The 25,210-nt window shown below is 41.5% G+C and carries 21 protein-coding genes; 7 read left to right on the top strand and 14 right to left on the bottom strand.

The genetic code is table 11. The annotated features are described in order from the left end of the window. Positions 1-150 precede the first annotated feature (150 nt). Together ACE1CI_RS25815 and rimI are read right to left on the bottom strand one after the other, a co-directional pair. Entirely contained in the window at positions 151-2,625 is a 2,475-nt protein-coding gene (locus ACE1CI_RS25815; RefSeq protein ID WP_413264113.1) for an ATP-dependent Clp protease ATP-binding subunit, read from the bottom strand. A gap of 201 nt (positions 2,626-2,826) precedes the next feature. Then, entirely contained in the window at positions 2,827-3,531 is a 705-nt protein-coding gene (gene rimI / locus ACE1CI_RS25810; RefSeq protein ID WP_496615818.1) for a ribosomal protein S18-alanine N-acetyltransferase, read from the bottom strand. A gap of 82 nt (positions 3,532-3,613) precedes the next feature. Here rimI and lysA point away from each other — a divergent pair, with 82 nt between their 5' ends. The 3 genes from lysA to uppS all read left to right on the top strand — a co-directional run bounded on the left by lysA (position 3,614) and on the right by uppS (position 7,211). After that, the gene (lysA, locus tag ACE1CI_RS25805) at positions 3,614-4,996 is read left to right on the top strand and encodes a diaminopimelate decarboxylase (RefSeq protein ID WP_413264358.1); all 1,383 of its coding nucleotides are present in this window, start codon (positions 3,614-3,616) and stop codon (positions 4,994-4,996) included. Positions 4,997-5,388: 392 nt separating this feature from the next. Continuing rightward, the gene (gene cdaA, locus ACE1CI_RS25800) at positions 5,389-6,315 is read left to right on the top strand and encodes a diadenylate cyclase CdaA (RefSeq protein ID WP_413264357.1); all 927 of its coding nucleotides are present in this window, start codon (positions 5,389-5,391) and stop codon (positions 6,313-6,315) included. 146 nt (positions 6,316-6,461) lie between these two features. Then, on the top strand, positions 6,462-7,211 hold the full coding sequence (gene uppS / locus ACE1CI_RS25795) for an undecaprenyl pyrophosphate synthase (RefSeq protein ID WP_413264356.1): 750 nt from the start codon (positions 6,462-6,464) through the stop codon (positions 7,209-7,211). Positions 7,212-7,334: 123 nt separating this feature from the next. Here the strand turns inward: uppS and ACE1CI_RS25790 are convergent, their stop codons facing one another. From ACE1CI_RS25790 to ACE1CI_RS25770, 5 genes are all read right to left on the bottom strand, one after another. Further along, complete coding sequence (locus ACE1CI_RS25790; RefSeq protein ID WP_413264355.1) at positions 7,335-7,607, bottom strand: DUF3143 domain-containing protein; 273 nt, start codon at positions 7,605-7,607, stop codon at positions 7,335-7,337. A gap of 57 nt (positions 7,608-7,664) precedes the next feature. After that, positions 7,665-8,240 carry a J domain-containing protein gene (locus ACE1CI_RS25785; RefSeq protein ID WP_413264354.1) on the bottom strand — a complete coding sequence of 192 codons (576 nt, stop codon included), beginning with the start codon at positions 8,238-8,240 and terminating at the stop codon, positions 7,665-7,667. A 161-nt stretch (positions 8,241-8,401) separates the two neighbouring features. Beyond that, positions 8,402-9,088, bottom strand: coding sequence for a Uma2 family endonuclease (locus ACE1CI_RS25780; protein ID WP_413264353.1), 687 nt, complete (start codon positions 9,086-9,088; stop codon positions 8,402-8,404). Then, on the bottom strand, positions 9,060-10,424 hold the full coding sequence (locus ACE1CI_RS25775) for an O-antigen ligase family protein (protein WP_413264352.1): 1,365 nt from the start codon (positions 10,422-10,424) through the stop codon (positions 9,060-9,062). Before ACE1CI_RS25775 ends, ACE1CI_RS25780 begins: the two co-directional genes overlap by 29 nt. Positions 10,425-10,442: 18 nt before the next feature. Beyond that, positions 10,443-11,285 carry a YaaW family protein gene (locus tag ACE1CI_RS25770; RefSeq protein WP_413264351.1) on the bottom strand — a complete coding sequence of 281 codons (843 nt, stop codon included), beginning with the start codon at positions 11,283-11,285 and terminating at the stop codon, positions 10,443-10,445. A 279-nt stretch (positions 11,286-11,564) separates the two neighbouring features. Between ACE1CI_RS25770 and ACE1CI_RS25765 the strand changes: the two genes are divergently transcribed. After that, a complete protein-coding gene (locus tag ACE1CI_RS25765; protein WP_413264350.1) occupies positions 11,565-12,608 on the top strand; it encodes an NAD(P)/FAD-dependent oxidoreductase in 1,044 nt (347 codons plus the stop codon). 52 nt (positions 12,609-12,660) lie between these two features. Here ACE1CI_RS25765 and ACE1CI_RS25760 read toward each other — a convergent pair whose 3' ends face one another. Continuing rightward, positions 12,661-13,209, bottom strand: coding sequence for a PEP-CTERM sorting domain-containing protein (locus tag ACE1CI_RS25760; protein ID WP_496615817.1), 549 nt, complete (start codon positions 13,207-13,209; stop codon positions 12,661-12,663). A gap of 526 nt (positions 13,210-13,735) precedes the next feature. On the opposite strand from ACE1CI_RS25760, the gene ACE1CI_RS25755 reads away from it, so the two are divergent. Next, positions 13,736-14,410, top strand: coding sequence for a DUF8692 domain-containing protein (locus ACE1CI_RS25755; RefSeq protein WP_413264348.1), 675 nt, complete (start codon positions 13,736-13,738; stop codon positions 14,408-14,410). A gap of 116 nt (positions 14,411-14,526) precedes the next feature. On the opposite strand, the gene ACE1CI_RS25750 is transcribed toward ACE1CI_RS25755, so the two are convergent. From ACE1CI_RS25750 to pap, 4 genes are all read right to left on the bottom strand, one after another. After that, complete coding sequence (locus tag ACE1CI_RS25750; protein WP_413264347.1) at positions 14,527-15,666, bottom strand: glycosyltransferase; 1,140 nt, start codon at positions 15,664-15,666, stop codon at positions 14,527-14,529. Between the two features lie 249 nt (positions 15,667-15,915). Further along, entirely contained in the window at positions 15,916-17,664 is a 1,749-nt protein-coding gene (locus ACE1CI_RS25745; RefSeq protein WP_496615816.1) for an ABC transporter transmembrane domain-containing protein, read from the bottom strand. A 111-nt stretch (positions 17,665-17,775) separates the two neighbouring features. Further along, a complete protein-coding gene (locus ACE1CI_RS25740; protein WP_413264345.1) occupies positions 17,776-18,933 on the bottom strand; it encodes a YdcF family protein in 1,158 nt (385 codons plus the stop codon). Positions 18,934-19,072: 139 nt separating this feature from the next. Next, a complete protein-coding gene (pap, locus tag ACE1CI_RS25735; protein ID WP_413264344.1) occupies positions 19,073-20,560 on the bottom strand; it encodes a polyphosphate:AMP phosphotransferase in 1,488 nt (495 codons plus the stop codon). 632 nt (positions 20,561-21,192) lie between these two features. Between pap and ACE1CI_RS25730 the strand changes: the two genes are divergently transcribed. Beyond that, a complete protein-coding gene (locus tag ACE1CI_RS25730; protein WP_413264343.1) occupies positions 21,193-22,119 on the top strand; it encodes a pentapeptide repeat-containing protein in 927 nt (308 codons plus the stop codon). A 77-nt stretch (positions 22,120-22,196) separates the two neighbouring features. On the opposite strand, the gene ACE1CI_RS25725 is transcribed toward ACE1CI_RS25730, so the two are convergent. Further along, entirely contained in the window at positions 22,197-22,832 is a 636-nt protein-coding gene (locus ACE1CI_RS25725) for an exopolysaccharide biosynthesis polyprenyl glycosylphosphotransferase (protein ID WP_496615896.1), read from the bottom strand. A gap of 635 nt (positions 22,833-23,467) precedes the next feature. Between ACE1CI_RS25725 and ACE1CI_RS25720 the strand changes: the two genes are divergently transcribed. Beyond that, positions 23,468-23,749 carry a KGG domain-containing protein gene (locus tag ACE1CI_RS25720; protein ID WP_073593807.1) on the top strand — a complete coding sequence of 94 codons (282 nt, stop codon included), beginning with the start codon at positions 23,468-23,470 and terminating at the stop codon, positions 23,747-23,749. Positions 23,750-24,178: 429 nt separating this feature from the next. On the opposite strand, the gene ACE1CI_RS25715 is transcribed toward ACE1CI_RS25720, so the two are convergent. Beyond that, a complete protein-coding gene (locus tag ACE1CI_RS25715) occupies positions 24,179-25,126 on the bottom strand; it encodes a F0F1 ATP synthase subunit gamma (protein ID WP_496615815.1) in 948 nt (315 codons plus the stop codon). Positions 25,127-25,210: the final 84 nt, after the last annotated feature.

Genomic DNA, 25,210 nt, shown 5'->3' with positions numbered 1-25,210 from the left:
TTCTTCAAGAAGTCGGGGATCTGGTTTTCTAGCTTGCACTAATCAACAGAAAAACGGTAGGAATTAACTCTACCGTTTTGCAAAAAGTTTATGAGAATGAGCCTTAAATTGAATTTATAACTTAAAACTCTCTCAAACGAAGCTAAGAACTTATTCAGCCGCTTGGGGTAGCAATTCTCGCTTTTCCCCTTGACGTACTTTGACTTGACCTTGGTCGTCTACATCCACAACTACAGTATCTCCGGTTTGGATGCGACCAGAAAGGATTTCCTCAGCCAAGCTATCCTCTAACAACCGCATAATTGCACGGCGTAAAGGTCTTGCACCATAGCTGGGGTTGTAACCTTCTTGTACCAAGCGGTCTTTGAAAGCTTCGGTTACTTCTAAAGTAATCTCTTGTTCCAACAGACGACCGAATACTTCCTTGAGCATGATATCGGCAATTTCCTTAACTTCATCCTTAGAAAGTTGCCGGAAGACAATAATTTCATCCAAACGGTTGAGGAATTCTGGACGGAAATATTGCTTCAATTCTTCATTTACCAAAGAACGAATGCGGTTGTACTGCGCTTCGTTTTGGTCAGAGGAGAATTCAAAGCCCAAAGAACCGCCGCCTTTTTCAATTACCTTAGATCCGATGTTGGAGGTCATGATCAATAAGGTGTTCTTGAAGTCTACCGTTCGACCTTTGGCATCAGTCAAACGACCGTCTTCTAAGATTTGCAGCAGCATATTGAATACATCGGGGTGGGCTTTTTCGATTTCGTCGAAAAGTACCACTGTGTAAGGACGACGACGTACTGCTTCGGTTAATTGTCCGCCTTCGTTGTAACCAACGTAACCCGGAGGAGAACCAATCAACTTAGAAACGGTGTGCCGTTCCATGTATTCCGACATATCTAAGCGAATCATTGCTTCTTCGGAACCAAAGAAGTAGGATGCTAGAGCTTTGGCTAACTCTGTTTTACCTACCCCGGTGGGTCCAGAGAATACAAAGCTGGCGATCGGACGATTTGGATTCTTCAACCCAACTCTAGCCCGACGGATCGCCCGTGAAACTGCGGTTACAGCTTCTTCCTGACCAATCAAACGCTGGTGCAGGGTGTCTTCCATGTGTAGGAGTTTTTCCGACTCAGACTCAGTGAGTTTATTCACTGGTACACCAGTCCAAGAAGCGACAATTTGAGCAATGTCTTCTTCGGTGACAACTGGTTGTAATTCCTTGTCGGAGGAAGTTTCAGTAGTCTTTTTATTTTGGGAAATCGATCGAATCTGGCTTTTAATTTCCATTTCCCGATCGCGCAACTCACCCGCACGGTCGAAGTCTTGGGATCTCACTGCATCGTCTTTTTCCTTAAGAACTTGACGCAGTTCTTTATCCAATTCTTTCGCTGCTGGTGGCAGTTGCGAGTTAATCAAGCGTACTCTAGAACCCGCTTCGTCAACCAAATCGATCGCCTTATCTGGCAAGAACCGATCGGAGATGTAGCGGTCTGATAATTTCGCGGCTGCTTCTAAAGCTTCGTCGGAAATTTTCAGTTTATGGTGTTGCTCGTAGCGATCGCGCAAACCGTAGAGAATCTCAATAGTTTCCTCCACAGTTGGTTCGCCCACCATTACTGGTTGGAAGCGTCTTTCTAAAGCCGCATCTCTTTCAATATGTTTGCGATACTCATCTAAAGTGGTAGCACCGATGCACTGGAGTTCGCCCCGTGCTAAAGCAGGTTTGAGGATATTAGCAGCATCGATCGCACCCTCAGCCGCACCCGCTCCAATTAGAGTATGTACTTCATCGATCACCAGAATGACATTTCCTGCCGATCGAATTTCATCCATAATCTTCTTCAAGCGTTCTTCAAATTCACCCCGATATTTTGTACCTGCAACCAGCAAGCCAATATCGAGAGTGACCACCCGCTTATCTTCAAGGATATCTGGCACATCAGAATTAGCGATGCGTTGGGCTAGACCTTCTGCGATCGCTGTTTTACCAACACCAGGTTCCCCAATTAATACAGGATTATTCTTAGTCCGCCGACCCAGAATTTGAATTACCCGCTCAATTTCCCGTTGGCGACCGACCACCGGATCGAGTTTACCTTCCCCAGCCATCTGAGTTAGGTTCGAGCCAAATTCATCCAAAGTTGGAGTTTTCGTCCGACCTTGACTGACACCTGGGGTAACTTCGGTATTTTCACCCAACATCCGAATGACTTGGGTGCGAACTTTCGATAAATCGACACCTAGATTTTCCAGCACTCTTGCTGCAACCCCCTCCCCTTCCCGGATCAGACCTAAAAGGAGATGCTCAGTGCCAATGTAGTTATGCCCTAGTTGACGAGCTTCTTCTAGGGATAACTCCAGAACGCGCTTAGCTCTGGGGGTAAAAGGTATTTCTACAGCAACAAAACCAGAACCTCTACCGATAATTTTCTCTACTTCAATGCGAGCGTCTTTTAAATTAACGCCCATCGATTTTAGTACCTTGGCGGCGACACCTGTCCCCTCACCAATCAGACCTAATAAGATCTGTTCTGTACCAACAAAGTTGTGTCCCAGGCGACGTGCTTCTTCCTGGGCCAGCATGATCACTTTAATTGCTTTTTCTGTAAAGCGTTCAAACATGGCAGCTTTCCATCACCTGCTGAGTCCCGGTAGGTTGATTCTAGCATAGGGATTCTGGAGGGCTGACATTCTTCTTTAATAAACACCCCTTGAGACTGGTATATTTTTCGATAAAACATTGGCGGTTTTCGCTTGTCGATCGCCATTTATGTATCTAAAACATCTAAATTCTTCCCTTTACTAACTCTTAATTTTTTCCGTTTAATCAGCAATTTCTCTCATCTTTAATTCCCAACCACAACCAGCAAGACGCAAGCGAATTTGCTGTTCCCAGTGGGCCAAAGTCTGAGTAAATTCGGGGTATTGCAAGCCATTCAGCCAAAGAACTAAAGCATCTTCACCCGTATCTTGGTAGTATCCGCGTCGCCTTCCAGCCAATTTGAAGCCAAACTTTTCGTAAAGAGAGATGGCTGGCTGATTGGACGCTTTTACTTCTAAGGTGGCTCGTTCTAATCCTCGTTGTCTGGCTCTAGACAACAAAGCTAGGAGCATCGCCTGACCTAAACCTTGATGTTGGTACTCAGGAGAAACAGCCACAATTGTAATGTGTGCCTCATCTAAAATAGCCCACTGACAGCCCATTGCCAAGAGAGGAGGTGGGGAGGTGGGGAGGTGGGGAGGTGGGGAGGTGGGGGGACTTGAAGAAGTGGGGAGGTAGGGAGGTGGGGAGGTGGGGAGAGTTTCTAGTTCTAGATCTCTCCCCATCTCCCCATCCCCCCATCCCCCCATCCCCCCATCCCCCCATCTCCCTCGCGTCAAAATTAACAAAACGTCACTATTAGGGCTGTCTAACTCTCTTTGGTAGCCTTCTAGAGTCCAAAGTCCAGCAAAGCATTTTTGGTCTAGTTCGACTACTGCGGGTAAAAAGTCTGTGGTTAAAGGTTGAATAATTAATGTTTGTGTCAAGGCGCGATTGTAAACTGGTTAAAGTGAAGCACTTAAGCTTGTTATTTTGAATTTTTGAATTTTTGAGGATCGCTCTCACATTATGGTATCAACTCACCCGGCTGAGGTTCGCAATTCTGGTTCTCAGTATTTGTCTGATTCCAGGAGTGCTACTGCTTCGCCAAATCAGGAACTTTTACCTTTGACAGCTAAGGTTAATAGTAGTGGCTGTTTGGAAATTGGTGGCTGTGATGTTACTTCTTTGGTGGCGCAGTTCGGTTCGCCACTATATATATTGGATGAAGAAACTCTGCGAACTGCTTGTCGCCAATATCGTGATAGTTTTAAAAGTTACTATGCTGGGGAATCTCAGGTGGTTTATGCTTCTAAGGCTTGGAATTGTTTGGCGATTTGTGCGATCGTCCACAGTGAAGGTTTAGCTGTAGAAGTAGTATCTGGAGGCGAACTTTACACTGCTCTTCAAGCTGGTGTCGCTCCCGAAAAACTCTATTTTCACGGCAATAATAAGTCGGTTCAGGAATTACAGTTAGCGATCGAATCCCAATGCACAATTATTGTCGATAATTGGCTAGAATTGGAAACTTTGGCTGGTTTAGCTAAATTGCCAGTACCAATTATGCTGCGGCTAACTCCGGGGATCGAATGTCATACTCACGAATATATCCGCACTGGTCACTTAGATAGTAAATTTGGCTTCGATCCTCATCAAATCGATCGAGTATTTAGCTTTGTTAGCAAAAATCCTAACCTTAAATGTATAGGACTTCACGCTCACATTGGTTCACAAATCTTTGAACTCCAACCTCATCACGATTTACCAGGGGTAATGGTAGAGTGGCTGAAAAAAGCAGCCGATTACGCTTTGCCAGTAACTCATTTAAATATTGGTGGTGGTCTAGGCATTCGCTACACTGAAGCTGACGATCCCCCAAGTATTGCTGAATGGTCGAAGGTTGTTTGTGAAGCGGTAACGGCTGCTTGTCAAGCTCAACAAGTACCTCTGCCAAAATTAATGTGTGAGCCCGGACGCTCTTTAATTGGATCGGCTTGTGTGACAGCTTACACGATCGGGAGTCGGAAAGAAGTGCCCGAAATTCGCACTTATATTTCTGTAGATGGGGGAATGTCAGATAATCCCCGTCCTATTACTTATCAATCAGTTTACCGAGCCGTTGTCGCCAATCGGATGTCTGCGCCTTTAACGGAAACGGTAACTGTTGCTGGTAAACACTGCGAGTCAGGAGATGTCTTGATTAAAGATATTTCTTTGCCTACAACTCAACCGGGAGATATTTTGGTAGTGCCGAGTACAGGTGCTTACAATTACAGCATGGCTTCTAACTATAACCGAGTGCCTCGTCCGGCAGCGGTTTTAGTTAAAGATGGGGAAGCGAATGTAATTATTCGGCGTGAGACTTATCAGGATTTGATAAGATGCGATCGTCTACCAGAGCGACTAATCTAGAGCAGAACTGTTCTCGGAATAGGAGCAAGAAAACTCGCTCCGGGGCAATTCATGAATTGCCCCTACTCAAAACTCTCCTTACGAGAAACTTTTCCTATTCAGGAGCTCCCTTTCTTCGCCTTGAAAAATATTGAGTTTTGAATTAAATAGTTTTTTAGCTCAAAACGTAATATTTCTTTCAAAGGACGAAAAACTTTTTTAGCTATTTTAGTCAAAAAAACAATTAAAATTAAATGAAATTTAATGAACTATCTGAGAAATTGTAAAGCTTTGACACCACTGGTATTAATTGAAATTATGATAAAAATACCTTCTTTTTGGCTAAACTCTCGTTCAGCTTAACTGATATGGTAGGAGCGAGGGGAGTTGTAGAGTAATTTATTCCAGAACTGATGGGAGATACGCTACGTAAATGGCTGACCGACCCTAGTTGGGTTCTACGTTTAGTTGATGTGGGGTTGGTTCTGGCTCTCACCTATATGGTGCTGGTCATCATTGGTGAGCGACGCACCCTTTGGGTGGTCAGGGGATTTATTATCTTGATGTTGGCTAGTGTTTTGAGCAAAAGCCTAGACCTGTATCTCTTGAGTTTTGTTTTGGATAAATTAGTGGTTGGCTCGGCTGTGGCGATGGCTGTGATCTTCCAGTCGGAGTTTCGCAGATTTTTGGAACAGCTTGGTCGGGGGGAAATTATGCAATTGTTTAATCACCCTGGTCGAGTTACGCCGAAGCAGGACAGCGTAACCGATGAAATTGTAGATGCGGTGAAAGAACTCTCGCAAAATCGGATCGGTGCTTTAATCATAATGGAAACAAGTAGTCCAATTGATGAGCAGGATTTTTCGGTGCCGGGAGTGAAACTGAATGCGGAAGTGTCTAAGGAACTGTTACAGACGATTTTCCAGACTTCAACTTTATTACATGATGGAGCGGTGTTGATTGCTGGTTCGCGAATTGTGTCTGCGGGAGTGATTTTACCTCTTTCAGAGCGCACGGCATCTCGCCAGTTGGGGACGCGCCACCGGGCGGCGATGGGAATTACAGAGCGAGTCGAAAATTGTTTGTGTATTGTTGTATCTGAAGAAACGGGGTCAATTTCTTTAGCCGAAAGGGGTGTACTGAATCGACCTTTAACCAGCAGTAAACTAAAGGAACTTCTGGAATTGCGCTTTTCTCCTTCTAGTGATGAGAGGGCTGTGGCTCCTATACGCACTTTAGGTCGGCAAATTGGTTCCGGTGGACAGGCGGTTTTTGGGCGTTTGTTCGGTTGGTTTGGGCGTTTGTTCGGTTCGCGGTCAACTCCAAGGGATAAGAAATGACTTGTCAGTGAGCACAATTAGGCGCAAGCTAATTAAAGTAACGATGTGATGATTCGGACATTATGCTTCTTAAATGGTAGAGATTAACTGAATTGAAATTGTTCCTGACATTGAAAAACTAACGAATTCAAATTTTTAAAGTTTATATGACTGTCAAGCAAACTGTCTTAAAATATCTGCCGGATGATTTAGAGCCAGAGAGATTGCCCAGGCACGTAGCGGTAATTATGGATGGCAATGGTCGCTGGGCGAAGCAACAAGGTTTACCGCGAATTATGGGACATAGGCGCGGGGTTGATGCGCTTAAGGATTTATTACGGTGTTGTAAGGATTGGGGAATTGAGGCGTTAACTGCTTATGCGTTTTCGACGGAGAATTGGGGGCGACCTTTAGAGGAAGTTGATTTTTTGATGACTTTGTTTGAGCGGGTTTTGCGCCAAGAATTGCGGGAAATGATGGAGGAGAATGTGCAAATTCGCTTTGTGGGGAATTTGAATTCTTTGCCTTCGTCGCTGCAAGCTGAAATTGAGCGATCGATGTCCCAAACCAAAGAAAATCAAGGGATTAAGTTTACGGTGGCGACGAATTACGGGGGAAGGGAGGAAATTTTACAGGCTTGTCGGGCGATCGCTAATCAAGTTAAACAAGGTACTTTAAATCCAGAAGAAATTAATGATTCTGTGTTTGAAAAACATCTTTATACAGCTGGAATTTGCGACCCCGATTTATTAATTCGCACTAGTGGCGAGATGCGAATTAGTAATTTTCTACTCTGGCAAATGGCTTATGCAGAAATTTATATTACCCAAACTCTTTGGCCTGATTTCGATCGGAAGGAGTTTCATCAAGCTTTGTCTGCTTATCAGCGGCGCGATCGACGTTTTGGAAAAGTTTAGCAAACAACTGGTTCGTTGTGAGGACTTTAGTCCTTTTATCTAGCAAAGAAACGACTAAAGTCGTCACAACAAACGACTGAAGTCGTCACAACAAACGACTGAAGTCGTTACTACAAACTGATATTATGGGCCTGAGAAAACTGCTTCTTCAATGTCGCGGCGACTCAGGGAATATTTGAACGATCGTTGAATATCCTGACCATTTTCCCCAGCGTTGAGATAACGAACTGTTATTTGGTCAATATCTAACCACAGTTCGGCTTTCCAGGCGGGTTTTTCGACTCGCCAACAGTGTAGTTCTTTTTCATCCTGTTGACATCCTTGGGCTTTTAACCATTGTTCAATTTCTGGTAGGGGATGGTTATACAACGGGGTTTCAGGAGGAGGAATCGTCATAGTTTAATAAGTTAAAGGTGAGCAATAGTTAACCTTTAATTATTATTTTTACGCTTATTAGCCCATAGGTGGTGCAGTGTGAACAGGGAATAAACTCACTGGCGTGGGAGTAGCCTGTTGAAGTATGGTCTGATTTTCTTTGACTATTGGTTGTAATGCTGCTTCACCACGAGTTAAGGCGACGAAGAAGGCTAAGGCTAAACAGCCAATGAAGGTAAGAAGAAGAAGAAATAAGGCAAAAATTTCTCCTCCGTCGAGGGGTCTGTCGGTGGGGTCGAGGTAAGCGGAAGAGGAATGGGTTTTTTGGGTAACTGGTTGGTGTAGGTTTGGCTTTGGCCCAACTACGGCGACGCGAGAGTAACCTATTTGGTAGTCGTAGGTTAGCCTGCGTTCTGGGTTGCTGAGAGTGGCGTAGGCTTCGTTGAGTTGTTGGAATTTGCTGGTGGCGATCGCTTTTGGTAAATTTGTAGTGTCGGGATGGTAGCGTTTGCTTAATTCCCGGTAAGCACGCCTAATTTCTACGGGGGATGCGGCAGGATGCAGCCCTAATAAGCCGTAATAACTCGAATTTATGCGATCTTTGGTGGAAACGCTGGTTTCGTTTTGGTTTTCTGTCGCCCTGTTGCTAGTCACCTCTGCTTCCCTCTGACTAGTTGTGAAAGTTTATCGACTATTTTAGTCCAAGAAAGCAGAAGGCTGAAGGGAACTCTTCAATAATTACTTTTCTTAAATGTGAAAGGCGACATTGTTGTAACTCTCTGACAAGTTCGGAAAAGTAGAACAATTAATACATTCTAATTCTGAGCAATATTTAATTTAACCCAATCCCGCACCGATCGAATTACTGTATTTTCATTCATCGTTTGGCGTTGCTGTAAAAACTGATTTAACACTTCAGCAGTCACCAGCGAAAAAGCCCCACTCACTGCCGATTCCTCATAACGTTGATTTTCCCCCTCTCCCCGCAACAAATAAACTTTCAAACCTTGTTTTTTCGTATAACACCACACCTCTGGAATCCCCAAAGCCTGATAAACATCTATTCTCCGAGTAGAAGGGCTAGTAATATCAACTTCAATTACCAAATCAGGGGGTAAATTCTCTGGAATTTCCGGGTCTAAACCTGTTAATAAATCCGCATTTTGAATATAAAAACAAGTATCAGGTTCCGCCCCCTGCGCCAAATCTTCCCTTTCCAAGGTTGTAGAACCCAAATCAATCACATTCAAGCCTAATTCTTCAGTTAGCGTCGTCACAATTCTTGCCAACAACCGATTAATAATTTCATGTAACTTTGAGGGCATTTTTATTTGTAGCGTTCCCTGATTATAGGTCAATCGAGACGATCGATGATTTCCCATATCTGCAAGTAAGGCTTTAAAAGTCTGCCAACTCACTTGAGAAAGGACAATATTTTGTGTTACTTTCCCTTGAAAATCATCAATTTCTAATTCATTGACTTGGGTTGAAATCTGCACCATTTAAATTCCCCTTTTTTGACCTTTTAGCACAAACAACTCCCCAAATCCCCGCTAACAGCAACCAACCTAAAGCATTTACTCGTAAATCAAACATTGTCACATCGGCAGTATTAAACAAAATACAACCGAAGAAGGCTACTAAATGAGTGAAAAATATTAATTTATCTGCCGAAGTATCTGACCAATCTCTGATTAATAAAAACCCTTGAACGATTATCCAACCGACTAAACTACAAAAGCAAATTGTTGCGGGAATGCCGATTTCTGCGGTTAACATTAAAAACAAATTATGGGGATGTCCTAACCAAATTGGCATTTGGTAGCTGGAATATTTGGTAATATAAAGAGGTGAAAAGTTGCGTAATCCCCAACCAGTTAAGGGGCGTTGTTGGGTGAGTGATAAGGCAAAGTTCCATTGGGTTGAACGTAATAGGGGAATTGGTCGATCGCCAAACATTTCGTCAGACAGTCGCCCCCAAATAAAATAGGGAACAATTTTTCTAAAAGGTTCTCGAATAGGTGAAGGTGCAAAGGCTGATAATAGAACAATTCCTGAAATTCCGCTAACTATAAATATTAACCAACGCCAACCTAAATATATGGCAAAGGTTAAGCAGGCAAAAACTGCGATCGCCCAACCGTTGCGCGAATTTGTTAAGAGTAAAGCTAGGGCATTTCCTAACAACGCTACTATTAAAAATAGGGACTGGGGACTGGGGACTGGGGACTGGGGATTGGTTTTTTTTGGGAAGTTTTCGATTAATAGACCTAAGTTTAGAATAAAAACTATAGTTAGATAGGCAGCGAGAATGTTGGCGTACATAAAGTTGGCGGACATTCTGCCTGGGGGGTTTCCGGTGGGTGCGATCGCTAAACCCAAAAAACTTTGCACTGCGCCATCTGTTCCCCATCCTAATAATATTTGTACTAAACCAAAAATTACTACTGGGACGGAAGTAATAACTAAAATCCAACTAATGCGTCTTAGTTGGGCGGGAGTTTGAATTAATCCACTAATGCCAGTAAAAAAGATGAATTGGGGAATTAAATTGCCTAAACCTAAATAAGCTTCGGTTCGGTAATAGCCAAAACTAGATACTATAACTAACAAAATTGAGAGAATGGCAAAACCCCAAGTTAAAGGTTGACTGATAATTTGGCGATATTTTTTCCACCAAGTTGCTAAAGCCGACAAAGAGAGTAACACCACTCCCACTGCTGGAATTACTGGAAAAGTAAGTAAGCCCAGCTGAAACATATTTCCCAAAAATTGCCATTTGCGATCGGGATGAAAGTGAGAGGTATTAATTTTCCACTTTAAAAAATTTTCCTTCATCTTTCATCCTTCATTTTGTTAAGCTAATTCCCAGCATTCCCCACGAGTTAAACGAATTTGGGCTAAGGCAAAAATAGTCGGAATAATTCGCGCATAATTGATAGAAATTGCCCGCCAACCAACATCGGCAACGAACCAAGCCCACATTGCCGGACCGATGAATGAAAATATACCACGTACTGCGGAATATCGAGCAGCTGTCATTGCCATTCCTTTTTCTGCTGCTTGCAAAGCCATATAACCTTGAAATTTTGTGGCTACTGCTGCGCCGCCTTGAACGATAGCTTCTTTCGCCATTTGATAAGTAGTAAAATGGATGGCAAACTGACGGGCAATTTGTTGCAAAAGCATCGGTTGCAGAATGGAAGTTACCGCCAAAGCACTACCACCTTTAATTAGCCAACCAAAAGGATCTTTTTGTACTGAAAGGGGTAATGGTTGCGATAACTTAGATTCAGATAATCCAATTTGTACTCTCTTAGTAATCTCATTTTGTTCGCCAGCAGGTAATTCTTTCCAAGCCCGTTTTAGCAGATTGAGAAATATTTCTGCTTCTAAGTCTGTGGTGGAAAGTTTATGGGAATAACGAATTTTGAGATAGCGACAAACTCGAATTAAAGCTTGGCGGTATGTTACTTGCTGGGTACGCCCTCGCAATACTGTTATGCCATCTGCTGCTAAAAAGCGAAATCTGTTTTCGATCATTTCCAGCCAAGCTTCACGGTCTTGGCTTTGCACTTCTATTGGGTCAGGCGTGTGAATATAATCTATAGGATTAAATCTGCGGCAGAACAGAATTGCGGTAAGTTGTTGCAATTCTTCTTCTGTTGCTAACTCCAGCGCCGATCTCAACTCATCCAAAATCGAATCCTCCCAGACTAGAGATGCGTTGCTGTACCTTATCTTAATAGAACAATTCATCTCCCGTCACAGCAATAGCTTGACAGGAGATGAATTGTCAATCTACTTCTAAGTAGGTGTAAATAAATAAAGTGATAATAGTTATTTATGGATGGGGCGGGCAGGATGCCCACCCCACAAGAAAGCTGTAAATCTTGTGGGGTGGGCATCCTGCCCGCCTTAATTTTACTTTATTTATATCTACCTACTTATCCCTTTGAATGCGGAGTTCACTAAGTCATGTTTGATGTGGCAATAATTGGTGCTGGTGTGGCTGGCTTGACTGTGGGGCAACAATTACGTCAGGCTGGCTATGAGGTGGTAGTGGTGGAAAAGTCGCGTGGTGTGGGGGGAAGAGTGGCGACGCGCCGTTTACATGATACTCGCGCCGATCACGGTTTGCGTTATTTGGAAGAGAAAGGTGAATTTTTGCAGGGTTTGGTAAAGATTTTATGCGATCGCCAAATTCTACAACTATGGACGGATACAATTTACCAATTTTCACCCGATTCTCAAATTACTAGTAATTGTTACGTTGCGCCAGAGGGAATGAGTGCGGTTGCTAAGTTTTTGGCTAAGGGTTTGGAAATTTGGTTAAATCACAGGGTTGAGTCAATTTCTTTAATTAATCAAGATTGTTGGCAATTGAATTTCGCTGCTATTAATGATGAGTTGCCAGAAAGTTTATTGGCAAAAGCGGTGGTAGTGGCAATTCCAGCGCCTCAAGCTTTGATGTTATTAGAACCTTTGGTTTCTCAAGAGGTTTTGGGTAAGTTGAGAGCGATCGATTTTGCTCCTTGTATTACGGTTATGGCAGGTTATTCTAGTTCTTTTCAAGTCGATCGACCTGAGAAAGCAATTCTTTTTTCCCAAAATGATGATTTAGCTTGGATAGGTTTAGATAGCAGCAAACGCTTAAATTCAGAAGCACCTGTTTTTGTGATTCAAAGTAGTGCTAAATTTGCTCAACTTTATTTAGATGCACAAGATTTACAACCCGCCGCTAGAGAATTATTAGCCAGTGCAGCTAAATCTTTTATTCCTTGGTTAGATACTCCTGAATTCTTCCAAGTTCATCGCTGGCGTTATGCTTTTCCTAGTCGCCCTTTAGGGGAAATGTTTTTGGATGCTCAAACAAGTTTACCTTTGGTTTGTTGTGGCGATTGGTGTGGGGGAAATTTGGTGGAAAGTGCTTTGCAATCTGGATTATCGACATCGGAAAAAATCAATTCTCAGTTGCAAAATCTACCTTTGCCAGGAACTAAGTTTTTTAATTCTCTTTAAATCCGGGTTATAACCTTTTTTTGAACGGTAGATAACCCGAATTTGCTATCGACTAATTAACATCTTGTTGTTTACGACGACGGAAATAAGCACCTGCTGCACCAGCTAATGCTAGACCAACTATTGTGTTTGGTTCGGGAACAACCCTAGAACCTTCAAATGTAACAGCAGCATTCACTGGCACGTTACCAGAAAAGGTGGCCCTGAAAAGAGCCGTTGCGCCAACACTAAATAAACCATCACTCAGGGTAAGAACTTTGCCATCACTGGAAATTTCTGCCTTGTTGAAGAAATCAAACGTAGACTGCGATGACCAAACCGCATCTTGCCCTGGAAGAATAGTGTAGATGAATTTCGTAAAGTTGTAATCTGTGTCATTTGTGGCAAATACTGAACTTGTGCCTGGATTATACGTAAGATTTAGCACGTCTCCAGGTTGGCAAAGTCCCCCAGTAGCACATTCTCCAATTACAGTACTTCCGGCGGGGGGAGTTGCCAGAGTCGCATTTTGCAAAATCGATGCCGCATCACTCTGTCTAGTCGTAAAAAGCAGCATTGCCACAGTCGTCCCCGCTAACAGCCCATATCGTATGAAATTCATACTTAATCTCCTTATATTTCTAAAAAATGAATTAAATCGAAAAACAACTAGCTGATATTTCTGTTCGCATCCATTTGAATCTCATCAAAAAAATGTCATACCCCGATCGGCCTCGTCAATCAGTTTGAGAGAGTCTTCATCAAAAAAATAAAATATGGTCAATATTTCCACTTACTCTTCATGCAAAAAATACATTTGAATATAGAGGAAAATACTGTCAAGAAGCGAGATTATTCAGTGAAAACACTAATGCTCAGAGGCTCGATCTGAGGAATGTTGCTTCTCTTTGCAACAATCATCCAAAAGAAAGAGCGATCGGGCAGTAGTTGAAGTTTAGATTAAAAAATAACTAAATTGCAGTTAACTCTGCCTAGAAATTGTGCGTTATGCGGCGCTTTTCGGAAATGCCGTAGGCTATACACACCCTACGGATTGTTTGATGCGCTTAAATTTGCTTGAGGTGAGAAACATTATGGGACTAAAAAGATTTAACTTTTCCGGGATATTCAATTTCAGCAATCAGTCAATGAGACTGTTTTACTTATTTTTATTAACTGATGTTGCTTTTATGTTGCTTCATTTGATTTATTTCTACACAGGATTAACTACAAATTATGCTTTTTCCCTGGAGACAGATAGGGGATTTTCGGAAATATTCCAGTATATAAAAGAGTATTGGATTGCTATGTTATTGCTAATTTTAGCTTTCAGAACGGGGTTACTTTTATACGGAACTTGGTCATTATTATTCTTTTATCTTTTGCTTGATGACGCGGCGGAAATTCACGAACGATTAGGTACTATTATCACTAATAAATTTGCTATTCCTGGAATGTTCAATTTGCGGGGACAAGATTTTGGAGAACTGGTGGTAATTGGTGTAGTTGTTTTGGTTTTCTTAGCATTAATTACTATTACTTATCGATTTAGTGATTACACTTTGCGAAGAGTATCAAAAGATTTAATTATCATGATGTTTGCTCTTGCTTTCTGCGGAGTCATACTAGATTTAGTTCACATGATAGCTAGTTCTCCTGAATTAGATCCTGTATTAATCCTCTTAGAAGATGGCGGTGAACTGGTGGTTATGAGTTTCATTGCTTGTTATGTGTTTTCACTGTTTGAGATTTTCCAAGCAGAAGCAGAAAAATGGAAAAAGCTGGCTAGAAGATACCCATTGGAAGTTTCGGCAAGGAAATAGGGGTGCACAGGGGCAGAGGGACAAAGGGGATGGGGAGAAAATAATTTTTTTTTATTCTCTTTGATACTCAATTATTTGGGTTAATTACTTTTTTTGAACCGCTACTTGCTCTAAATTTAGGCTGACGGAGCAGATAAGTCCAATATTTCTAAGTATCGTCTTGCAACAGGTTTAATCATAAATTGCTCTAACCAATCAGAATCAACAGATTTAATTTGCCCTGACAATACTCTCAAGATCGCTTCTGCTATCTCCTGTATATTACCCACTGGCACCAAATCTCCATACTTACCGTAAGCAAGAATTTCATCTGGCCCACTCTTGCAGTTTGTAGAAACTACTGGAACACCAGCCGCCATAGCTTCGATCAGCACGTTACCTAAACCTTCCCAAATAGATGAAAGAACGAACACCGCTGATTTGGACATATAGGCGTAAGGGTTGTCTACAAAGCCAGGTAATGCTACATCTGCCTCTAAATTTAACTGACGAATAAGTTCTTCAAGTTGGGGTCGCTGGGAACCTGTTCCAAGAATCATCAGTCGAGCAGGCTTGAGTTTGCGTACTTGAGCAAAGGCTTGTATCAGGGTTGGAAAGTCCTTCTGCGCCTCTAATCTACCTGTTGCTAAGATGACAGGTATCTGATTGGGTTGAAGCCAAGGATGTTCGACTGGCTCCTTTGCCTTAGCGATTAATTCAGGAGTAATAACCGGATTATAGATTGTATGTAACTTGGTAGGATTATTTCCAATAAGCACTGCTAAATCCTCACATACACCATTGGAAACACCTACCACTTTATCGGCAAATGGATATAGAAACCGCACTAAAGTTTTTGGATTCGATGGGGTAAGACCCAATAGATACGCCAAATTCTTGAGCGAAGGTTGCACGCTCGGTAACGCCAAAAAAGCACCCTGCTCACAAACTGCAACTTTTGTGTGAGCTTGTGAATACAATTTAGCCAAAATAGCAATCTCAGTGCTGTAATGTAAGCTTGCAATCAGAGCGCGGGGCTGTTCTCGCTGTAGGTATTTTGCCAGGGTTGGAATACTGCTGCGTAGTCGTGGGTTTCCTAAATCAACAACTTTTATGCCTTCTGGCAATTGCTTTAAAAAGGGACCTGTCTTTTTGTAAACAACAATATCTACCTCAAAATTTAGCTCAATCAACCCTCTTGCTAGGTTAAGGATGGCTCGCTGAACGCCTCCTTCTTTAAAGTTATCTAGAAAAAGACTAATGTCTGTTTTTCTCATAGCTCACACTAATTCTATGTAACAATTTTTACTTCAAAATTCAAAATGATAACTATTAGTCTAAAGCAGTCAGGGTCTTGAATAAGACTACTTCGTTTTTTCTTTTTCGTCAAGCCTCTCCCGTTAATCTGGTGATAACTTTTTCTAATAAATAAACAAGCAAATAACTTCTCTTGGAGATTGTCAAATACTTCTACTCGACTGGCGCTCTAGAGGATAATTATAATAACTTTCCATCGCTGAATTTTATTACTTCAGCAATTCTTCTAATTTTTGCTGATTCCAAAGTGATTGATATAATCCTGGTTTTTCTACTAATTGATTGTGAGTTCCTACTTGGACAATTTCGCCTTTATCCATGACAATAATTCGATCGCAACTAGCAGCAGCAGACATTTGGTGAGAAATGAAAACTACGGTTTTACGTTCAGTTCCCGAAGATAAATTTTCCAAAATTGCTGTTGCAGTTTGGTTATCTACACTTGCTAAAGCATCATCTAATATTAGCACTGGTGCATCTACTAATAATGCTCTTGCTAATGCAGAACGCTGTCTTTGTCCGCCGGAAAGTGTAATTCCTCTTTCGCCAACTATGGTTTCATAATTATGGGGAAAAGTAGTAATTTCTTCGTGTATTTGTGCTTGTTTCGCTGCCTTTTCTACATAAGGGTGTTCAATAACTGGATCGCCGTAGCGAATGTTATTTTTAATGGTTGTACTGAAGAGAAAACTTTCTTGGGGAACATAAGCGATCGCATTTCGTAAGTCTTGCAACCGCACATAAGTTATATCATACCCATCTAAAAACAAGCTGTCTTTAGGAATATCTAACAAACGGGGAATTGCATTAGCTAATGTTGATTTACCTGAACCTATTGGCCCAACAATCGCTACAGTTTCTCCCGGTTCAATGGTAAAATTGATATTACTTAAAGCGGGAGTTTTAGCGCCGGGATAGGTATAGTTAAGGTTTTTTGCTACTAATTTACCTCTAACTTTTTCTAGGGGTAATGGTACAGAATTTTCTCGATCTTTGACTTTTGCTTCTACAGTTAGAATTGCTTCGATGCGATCGATACTTACTTCTCCTCGTTGATAAGCTGTAATCGTAAAACCTAGCAATGTTGTGGGAAAAACTAAGCGTTCGACATAAAGAATTAAAGCGACAAAATTCCCAACAGTAAGCGTACCAGATGCGATCGCGCTTACGCCCACCCACAATAACACCAGCAAACTAATATAAACCATTCCCTCAACTAAAGGAAACAAAGTAGTTCGAGTTTTAGCTAGGTGCAAATTTGCTTCTAGTAGTTCATTATTTAACCCTGTAAAAGCCCGTTTCTCATTCGCTTCTTGGGCGTAAATTTTAATTAAAGAAATCCCACTCATATCTTCCTGAATTAACTCACTCAGGTTAGATAATTTTTCTTGCACTTCCAATTGTTCTGTACGTAATTTATTACTAAACAATAGAACGATTAGTAACATGAAGGGATAAACTGCGATCGCTGATAAACTGATAATAGGGCTAATCGTTAACATTACTGGCAAAGTTAACCCATAAGCAAAAAAAGTATTTGCCAAACTCAATACAGCAAAACCCAACAACCGTCGAATATTATCCACATCACTAGTCGCACGGTTAATAATATCCCCAGCTGTATTGTTATGAAAATAAGATGGTTCTAAAGTTAGCAGATGTTGAAAAATCTTTTGCTTTAAGTCAAACTCTACCTGTCGCCCAATCCCAAAAATTAACAGTCGCGATGCTACACGAATCACCCACATGATAGATGCCAAAATAAAAAGCAGCACCACATAGCGCAAAACTTGATTAAAGCTAAAAGTAACACTAAGTTCGTCAATGATGCGCCGAATTAGCAGGGGAATATATACCCCTAAGCTGTTGACAAAAAACAATGCTAAAATGCCTAAGCCAACTTTTCTCCAGTAGGGACGGAGATAAGTACCAAGTTTTCTTAATCGAGAATTAGCCATATTTATATGTTATATCCATAATTGTTTGTTGTAGCGACTTTAGTCGTACATTCCTCACATAAAAGGACTAAAGTCCTTACAACGAACCAGTTTTATTAAAAGTCTCTACTTTTAACATCTTATATTCTGAGGTAGGGGAACCGGATCTACTCCAGTAGATAACCAACCGCGTAAAAAGTAATAAACTGAAGACCAAAACTCATTAATTACGCGAGTACTCAACAATAAAGAATCTACATTAGGCATAAAATCAGAAAATTGTACTTCCCGCGCATTACGGAAAGTCACACTAATAGTGTCGCATCTATCTTTTTGAGTAGTGGCAAAAATAACTCTGGGAACTCCTCCCGATTGAAATGTATAAAAAGTAGCCGGACTGGGAATAGTGGAAATTCCTAATTGAGCAAATGTTTGTCTAGCGCGTTGCATATTTAAAGCTGAAGCAACGAGAATAACTCGTTTACTAATAATACCTTCATCCACATATTTTCGTTTAATTGCTTCGGCACTAGTGCGAATATCTACGCCTGTTGTTTCAATTAAAATAGCTGATTGGGGAATACCTAAACTTTTGAGGATTCTGGCAATAGTAAAAGCTTCAGCAGGGTTAGATTGATTGGGGTTTAATCTTTGTCCTGGTCTAGGGCCTGCACTAACAATTATATACGCATCGTTTCCTAATCTTAATTGTTGATCGTATTCTCTAGCGGCTTGCAAAATGCGATCGCCTCCATCAGTCAAGTGAACTTGATTTGCTTCCAAAAAAGGTTGTTGAGTTGTTGCCTGTCCTAGCAATACAATAGCATCAACTTTATCCTGGCGATGAGCCGCTGCTTGTAAAGCCAAAATCGAATCAGATTCAATTAATTGCACCAGCAAAAAAGCAATAATCGGAATACTAAAAACCAGCAAAAGTGCTGTAGAAATTCTTATATAGAGCTTGGCATCGCTGGTGATTCCTCCCTTGAGAATACCCATCAATGCAAATAACAAGAATAAAATAGATAATCCCAGTGGTTTTAGAGGTAAAGATAAAATACTCCAAACCTGGACTACTGCGCCATTATTCGGGGTTAATAATGCTAGGATTACTGCCAGTAAAACAATTAGCGCCCCCAACCAAGCTAAATAATCTCTTGGTCTATATCTCCCCTCCCCAGGACCCCCAGCGCCAGGATCGCCCTCTTTACGAGGTCGAAAAACTACCCGCCAAACTAACCAAACTATTAGCGTTAAAAATATTAATTGAGTTAATGTCAGAAACAACATAAAAACACTACCTCACGAATATAGTTTTAGGCATTAGTCATTGGTCATTCGTCATTTGTAGGGGTTTAAAATAAGTAACAAGTTGGGTTAATAACTAATAACCTAACACCAATGACCAAAGACAAATGACCAATGACAATTATCTGCGTTTTAGTTCCCGGACGATCGCCTCACTAACAGTCTGAATTACTTTAACACGGGCAAAGTACTTGTCATTAGCAGGAATTAAAGTCCAAGGAGCGGTAGGAGTGCTAGTGCGTTGAATAGCTTGATTTACTGCTACCTCATATAACGGCCATTTTTCCCGATTGCGCCAATCTTCCTCAGTCAGTTTATACTGCTTAAATGGGTCGTTTTGCCGTTCTTCAAACCGTCTCATTTGTTCTTCTTGGCTAATATGTAGCCAAAATTTCACCAAAACATAGCCATCACTGGTTAACTGGGCTTCAAACTCGTTAATTTCCTGATAGGCGCGTCGCCACTCATTTTCCGTTGCAAAACTTTCGACTCGTTCTACTAATACTCGACCGTACCAACTGCGATCGAAAATACTGATCGTTCCTGCCATTGGTAAGCGTCGCCAAAAACGCCACAAATAATGATGGGCTTTTTCTTCGTCAGTGGGTGCAGCAAAAGCATTAACTTTATAACTGCGAGGGTCGAGAATATCTGTCAGTCGCTTAATCGCCCCACCTTTTCCCGCTGCATCCCAACCTTCAAAGATAATTAAAACTGGGACTTGATGTTTGTAAATACTTAGTTGTAACTTTCTCAGTTTTACCTGTTCTCGACTCAGTTGGACTTTGTATTCTGACTTAGACAAACTTTGACTTAAATCTACCTGTGCCAATAAATTTGGTTCGGCGGGACTCAGGCGTTCTTGGGGAGGAAGGGAAGGCGGCGGAACTTGGCAATGTAGGCGATCGAGTGCTTCGGTAATTGTAGCCACAAATTGTGTTAAAACTTTGACTCTTGCCCAGCGTTGACAATCACCTTCGACCAAAGTCCAAGGTGCCGATCCAGTGCTAGTATGAATCAGCATTTCTTCGGCAAGGGCAACATATTGATCGTAATTTTTCTCTTGTTGCCAATCTTCAGGACGAACTCGCCAAGATTCTAAGGAGTTGGAAGCGTATTTTTTCAGGCGTTTTTTCAGTTCTTTTTGGCTAAGGTGAATCCAAAATTTGGCGATCGCCACCCCATCATCCACCAACTGACGTTCAAAAGCATTAATACTCTGCATCACCATCGGCACTTGCGCTGCTTCCACCCGCTCAAATAACCGATCTTCGAGTACATGAATATACCAGCTATGATAAAAAATCCCGATACTGCCACGCGCTGGTAACTGTTGCCAAAATCTCCACAAAAAAGGATACTTTTGTTCTTCCGGGGTCGGAGGCCAAGTAGGATGGACTGTAAAACCTCTAGGGTCCATGTATCCTACCATTTTTTTCACTAATCCGCCTTTACCTGCCGCTGCCCAACCTTCTAAAACTACCACCATCGGTTGTTTTTTATCCCAACAGGCTTTTTGCAGCGATCGCAACTGCCGCATCAAAGCTTCAATCTGGGTGCGATAAGTATTTTTATCTAAAGCACGATCGAGATCGAGAGTATCTAACATAACTCAACCAAATGAAAAATCTACTAAACTCTAATACTGTGTATTCACAGTCAAAAAATCAAAATATCCCTTACTCAACTTAACAAAAGTGACTAAAAGTACCTCTTCTGGGACTGGGGAGCAGGGGTTCTCGGAGTGTTTCATCACATCTTGCACTCCTGAGCAGAGCCTCTATTCTTCGTTCCCTGGTTGAACCTGGGAACGAGGACACAGGAGGTGGAACCTCCTTTGAGTGCAAGATGTGAGTTTCCCTAACCCCTAACCCCTAACCCCTAACCCCGCCCTAGTCCCCAGTCCCTATTGATAAGCAACAATTCTTTACTCTCAATTGTTAGTTTGACCTTCCCTTTGACTGGTAATTTTTGTAAAATCAGTAGTAAATATAAATAAATTGTTAAATTTGCTTGACAAAACATCTTTTTTCTTAAATTTTTTCCCAAGCCAACCAAAGTAAGATTTTTAGTGGACTGTTTAAATTAGAAGCTCAACAGGGAAATATAAATTATCACGCTGGTACTTATGGTGACAAGTAAACCAGAAAATTTTGTGAAATGTTTGATTTATAAGGAATCCCAATCCCCAGTCCCCTTAACTTCTCAGAGGAAAAATTTAGCAATAGGAAATCGCAGAACATGGCTCGTCACATTATGCTCAGGCTTTATGATATGGGACATAGAGACTTCTCTGGATATGACCTGCGAGGAGTAGACTTAAGCGGAGTAACTTTAATCGGAGTAAATTTAGCAGAAGCAAATCTTACCGGAGCCGATTTTAGTAAAGCTTTTCTCACTAAATCAAATCTTAATGGCGCATTATTAAATTGGGCAAATTTAAGTTTTGTTAAATTAAGTGAAGGGAGTTTGGAAAATGCCGATTTAACTAAAGCTAACCTAAAGGGTGCTTTTTTAGTCAAATCGAAATTAACTCAATCTCGACTCAGCGGTGCTAATCTTAATGCCGCTAACTTGAGAAATGCTGACTTAGCAAAAGCAAATCTTTGTGGCGCTTCTTTAACCGGAATTAACCTGAGAGGAGCTAATCTTAATGGTGCAATTCTTAGCTGGGCAAATTTAAGTGCTGCCAGATTAAGTGGAGCTTCTTTAACAGGCGCAAATCTGCAAAATGTTAATTTCACCGGAGCTTATCTCAACGGAGTTGATTTAACTGGAGTAGACTTAAGTGGAGTCAATTTAAGTGAAGCAAAGTTGAGTGGGGCTAACTTTCAAGGAGCAAATTTAATTGGCACTAATTTTACCCAAGCGGAACTCCAGGGAGTAAATTTTATAGGCGCAGACCTAACTAGCGCTAATTTTACTAAAGCTTCCTTGCACAATGCACAATTAAATTGGACAATTTTGAGTAAAGCTAATTTAACTGAAGCCGACCTCAGAGGTGTTAATCTTTCGGGAGCTAAATTAGATAATTGTGAGTTTAACAATTCCCTACAATTATCAAACAATTCTCTTGAGCAATATGCTTGTCAGCTTCCGATCAATACAAATACTCTTACTCACAGAAAAGCAGGTGTTAATCTCAATTGCTCGTTAAGTTGGAGCTAGAAAAGATTTGCTTGCATTAGCACAAAAGAAAGAGCCAAAGAAAGGTAAGAGAGTCCTTTCTGTTGGCTGATTTTGTTTTAGTAAGCACCTTTCCTCAACACTACTACTTCTATAGTTTTCAAAATTAAGTAAAGGTCGTAAAGAGGATGCCAATTTTGTTGGTAATTCAAGTCCAAAGTTACGACTTCTTCAAAATCTTTAACGGAAGAACGACCGCTAACTTGCCATAATCCAGTAATACCGGGCTTAACATCTAGTCTGCGCCAGTGATGTTCTTTGTATTGAGCAACTTCATCCAGGGTTGGTGGACGAGTACCAACTAAGCTCATTTCTCCTTTTAATACGTTCCAAAATTGCGGCAATTCATCCAAACTGGTTTTTCTGAGGAAATTTCCGACGCGAGTAACGCGAGGATCGTTTTCGTTTTTAAATATTAATCCTTTAGCTTCGTTCTTTACTTTTGATTTAAGAGCGTCTGCATTAGCTATCATCGATCGGAATTTACGGATTTTAAAAGGTTTTCCCCGGAACCCACAACGGTCTTGAGTGTAAAATATGGGCCCTGGGTTATCTAGCTTAATGGCGATCGCGATCGGTAAAAATACAATACACAGAATCAACAACCCTACAATGCTGCCAACTATATCTATGAATCGTTTAATCACAGAATTAGTTGAAGGGTGAGCTACTTGATACATTCTGGAATTAAACATTTCTGAACGGACAAGTGTTGGACACAGCCCTGGTGGAGTCATCATAAACTTTTTTTAACTGGATTACCGTGAAACTACTTAGCTAATAGATCCAAATAATAAGGGCATAATTCCCGATCAGGTAGTATTACGGGATTTTCTTCTTCAAATCTTCATTGACTTTCTGGCTCACCCTGGGTTATGTGAAGCTTGTATAAAGCTTGTAGTAAAAATATGTTCGTCAGTTACACAATAAGTTAACTTGCAACCATTAAAGATAGGTATAAAAGTAACTTGCTATACAAATGCTTGAGTTTTGAGTTAAATTGCCTTGACAACTCAAAACTTTCCACAGTTCCTTCACCAAAAAGTCCCGCAAGGGCGATCGGATAACCCCAAAAACTGAGTACCGGATCAGATCCGTTACATTACTTAGCAACCTGGACTATTTTATCCAGAGGCGCGATCGTTTTCTCTGCTTTAATCACAAACAAGCGGGCTTCTCCATAAACTAATATTCAATTTGGTAGAGTAGGCTACTAAAATTACTAAAATAGATAATCCTGTAGTAAGAAGAGATCGTCCATAGAACATTTCTAGGATGTAATAAGCTGCATAATCAAATTGCCAGGTTTGAAAAAAAGTGGAGTCTAGTCATGGCAGAGAAAAGTAAACGCGGATTTGCCTCAATGGATAAAGAGAAGCAAAGAGAAATTGCTAGCAAAGGTGGGAAAGCTGCCCATGAAAAAGGCACTGCCCATGAATTTACCCCAGAAGAGGCTAGAGAAGCTGGACGTAAGGGCGGCGAAACTGTCAGTAAAGATCGCCAACACATGGCTGAAATTGGTCGCAAAGGCGGCGAAGCAGTCAGTGAAGATCGGGAACATATGTCTGAGATCGGTAGTAAGGGTGGCAAAAATAGCCACAAGAATAAATAGCTCGATCGCCCTTCTCATCTAATCAGACAAAACATTAAGTTGCTAGTTACTAGCGTGGTGATGGTTTGAAATTGGTAGTAGGTAGCTGCATTCCTACTACCCACTACCTACTACCAGCCTTGATCGTATAGCAGGGAACAGGGAACTCCTGAACAGGAAACAGACCAGAAATGGTTTGAGTGTCTAGATTTCAGAACCCATCTATGTCCTAATCTATACTTCGACTGCTATATACAGCACTTTTCAGGTTAAGTGAGGCACAAAGAAACCCGGTAACTTCTGCGAAACCGGGTTTCTTTTGTGTACTTCATAAAACTGCAATTTGCTGTAACTAGCAACTTGACCCCTCAACCCAAAAAAAAGCGCCTGAAGATACAGGCGCTATCAACCAGGGGGTGGAAAACTGAAATATTAAATAATTACTTGCTCCTAACCTAGAGCGTCAGCACCAGCTACAACTTCTAAGAGTTGTTGTGTGATTGCCGCTTGTCGTGCTTTATTGTACGACAGGGTTAAAGTACCAATCAACTCACTAGCATTATCGCTAGCATTGTTCATTGCTGTCATTCTAGCAGCCAGTTCACTAGCAGCTGATTCTTGTAATGCTCGCAACAGTTGGTTATTCAAATACAACGGCAACAAAGCATCAAGAATTTGTACAGGATCTTGCTCAAAGAGCATATCTCTGGGAAAAGTGCGAACTTCGGTTGTTACCTTGCTGCGTTCCACCAGAAGTTGACCACCTCTAGTAGTGAGACGGAACACTTCATCATCTGAGGGTTCCAAACCTTGAGGATCGAGGGGTAACAAAGTTTGAATTACTGGACGGGAACTAATCAGCGAGACAAACTTGGTGTAAACCAGTTCTACTCGATCGACAGTTTCCGACAAAAATAGAGACAGTAGTTCATCAGCGATCGCAGATGCTTCTGCTGCTGTGGGAACTTGTTCTAAACCTGAGAAGGTAGCATCAATTGGTTGTTCGCGGCGTTGGAAATACTGAATAGCTTTCCGTCCTACCAGAACAAATTTATAATCCAATCCTTCGGCTTTTAGTTCCTTAGCACGAGTTTCTGCTCGCTTAATGACGTTATTGTTATAACCACCACACAGACCGCGATCGCCTGTGACCACTAACAACCCGACAGTACGAACTTGGCGTTGTCTGAGTAGGGGTAAGTTAGCTTCTTCAAAGCGCAACCGGGACTGTAAACCGTAGAGAACCTGAGCCAAAGCATCAGCAAAGGGACGGGTGGCGATAACTTGTTCTTGAGCACGACGCACCTTGGTTGCTGCTACTAGGCGCATCGCTTCCGTGATTTTTTTGGTGTTTTTAACCGACTTAATGCGATCGCGAATTGCTTTTAAATTAGCCATAGTTTTTCCAAAGAAGGGGATAGGGTGTAGGGTGTAGGGTGTAGGGAAAGAGAAGGAGTTAGGGGTTAGGGAAGAAGAAGAAAA

The organism is Floridaenema flaviceps BLCC-F50 (assembly GCF_041929275.2).
GTDB classification, from domain to species: Bacteria; Cyanobacteriota; Cyanobacteriia; order Cyanobacteriales; family Aerosakkonemataceae; genus Floridanema; species Floridanema flaviceps.
The sequence above is the reverse complement of the archived record's forward strand: the minus strand, read 5'-3'. Positions and strand labels throughout refer to the sequence as shown.

What these genes read in the sequence shown, in the direction of transcription:
- ACE1CI_RS25765 (WP_413264350.1), top strand. Translation starts at nt 11,565, where the DNA reads ATGTTTGATGTGGCAATAATTGGTGCTGGTGTGGCTGGCTTGACTGTG.
- uppS (WP_413264356.1), top strand. Translation starts at nt 6,462, where the DNA reads ATGACTGTCAAGCAAACTGTCTTAAAATATCTGCCGGATGATTTAGAG.
- ACE1CI_RS25725 (WP_496615896.1), bottom strand. Translation starts at nt 22,832, where the DNA reads ATGTTTAATTCCAGAATGTATCAAGTAGCTCACCCTTCAACTAATTCT.
- lysA (WP_413264358.1), top strand. Translation starts at nt 3,614, where the DNA reads ATGGTATCAACTCACCCGGCTGAGGTTCGCAATTCTGGTTCTCAGTAT.
- ACE1CI_RS25815 (WP_413264113.1), bottom strand. Translation starts at nt 2,625, where the DNA reads ATGTTTGAACGCTTTACAGAAAAAGCAATTAAAGTGATCATGCTGGCC.
- ACE1CI_RS25780 (WP_413264353.1), bottom strand. Translation starts at nt 9,088, where the DNA reads ATGGTGCAGATTTCAACCCAAGTCAATGAATTAGAAATTGATGATTTT.
- ACE1CI_RS25790 (WP_413264355.1), bottom strand. Translation starts at nt 7,607, where the DNA reads ATGACGATTCCTCCTCCTGAAACCCCGTTGTATAACCATCCCCTACCA.
- ACE1CI_RS25730 (WP_413264343.1), top strand. Translation starts at nt 21,193, where the DNA reads ATGGCTCGTCACATTATGCTCAGGCTTTATGATATGGGACATAGAGAC.
- ACE1CI_RS25760 (WP_496615817.1), bottom strand. Translation starts at nt 13,209, where the DNA reads ATGAATTTCATACGATATGGGCTGTTAGCGGGGACGACTGTGGCAATG.
- pap (WP_413264344.1), bottom strand. Translation starts at nt 20,560, where the DNA reads ATGTTAGATACTCTCGATCTCGATCGTGCTTTAGATAAAAATACTTAT.
- ACE1CI_RS25740 (WP_413264345.1), bottom strand. Translation starts at nt 18,933, where the DNA reads ATGTTGTTTCTGACATTAACTCAATTAATATTTTTAACGCTAATAGTT.
- cdaA (WP_413264357.1), top strand. Translation starts at nt 5,389, where the DNA reads ATGGGAGATACGCTACGTAAATGGCTGACCGACCCTAGTTGGGTTCTA.
- ACE1CI_RS25720 (WP_073593807.1), top strand. Translation starts at nt 23,468, where the DNA reads ATGGCAGAGAAAAGTAAACGCGGATTTGCCTCAATGGATAAAGAGAAG.
- ACE1CI_RS25750 (WP_413264347.1), bottom strand. Translation starts at nt 15,666, where the DNA reads ATGAGAAAAACAGACATTAGTCTTTTTCTAGATAACTTTAAAGAAGGA.
- ACE1CI_RS25755 (WP_413264348.1), top strand. Translation starts at nt 13,736, where the DNA reads ATGAGACTGTTTTACTTATTTTTATTAACTGATGTTGCTTTTATGTTG.
- ACE1CI_RS25775 (WP_413264352.1), bottom strand. Translation starts at nt 10,424, where the DNA reads ATGAAGGAAAATTTTTTAAAGTGGAAAATTAATACCTCTCACTTTCAT.
- ACE1CI_RS25745 (WP_496615816.1), bottom strand. Translation starts at nt 17,664, where the DNA reads ATGGCTAATTCTCGATTAAGAAAACTTGGTACTTATCTCCGTCCCTAC.
- ACE1CI_RS25715 (WP_496615815.1), bottom strand. Translation starts at nt 25,126, where the DNA reads ATGGCTAATTTAAAAGCAATTCGCGATCGCATTAAGTCGGTTAAAAAC.